We start from the raw sequence: 791 nt of genomic DNA, 5'->3' as shown, positions 1-791 counted from the left end.
TTCATCAGTTTTATTATAAACATATTTGACTTCTCCAAAAAGATCACCAGTATCCCATTCGCAATCATAATGGGCACATCCTAAAGGATCGCCTTCATCTCGACCTCTTAAAGGTTTACCGTTATCTATATCTGGGTGTTCTTTTTTAATGTATGTATCCAATTTAATAGCTATTGCACTGAGTTTTTCCATTTTTCATTTTTCTTTTAATCGTATTAGTTATTGATTTTAATTGAGGCATGTTAACCTTTCTTTCGATTATTTTCATAAATGCTTCTTGAAATTCATGGGCCTCATCAATGATGGTAACTCCTATATCAGTCTTTACTGTTGGCTCATGTGCTGTATCGGAGTCTAAGTCATTAAATAAGGATTGAATTAGTTGTCCATGATTAGTTATTACTAATTGAACGAACATGAGGTTTGATATAAATAATTGGATCATTCACATTATATTTACTATTTCTATTAAAATACAAATTTATTATCATTTCTCTTATCTAGGGATACGTATTGATTAATAAATTAAAAGCACCTAAAAAATTTTCCTTTGCAATATAAGCCATCGAAAAAAAATTACCATCGGAAAAGATTCCCTACGGTAATTTTTTAATTTTTTATAAGGGATTAGAGCTCTATAGCCCATTATCATTTCAAATTCGTCCTTTTCTAAACATCTTTTTCCAAATCTATAGATGTGCCTCCTGCCAAATCCAAATTGCAGTTCTATATTTGATATATTTATTTCACTCTTCCTTTATTGCAATCAAAAGTATTACAGAATTTACGAT

Annotated in this window: 1 protein-coding gene; it reads right to left on the bottom strand. The window is 29.7% G+C overall.

Annotation, left to right across the window (positions count from 1 at the left end):
- Positions 1-192, bottom strand: a 192-nt coding sequence (locus V7038_RS29255) for a hypothetical protein (protein ID WP_335696077.1), incomplete at its 3' end; no start/stop codon positions are given.
- Positions 193-791 lie beyond the last annotated feature (599 nt).

It is taken from the genome of Bacillus sp. JJ783 (genome assembly GCF_036963225.1).
Taxonomy (GTDB): domain Bacteria; phylum Bacillota; class Bacilli; order Bacillales; family Bacillaceae_G; genus Bacillus_A; species Bacillus_A cereus_U.
The sequence above is the reverse complement of the archived record's forward strand: the minus strand, read 5'-3'. Positions and strand labels throughout refer to the sequence as shown.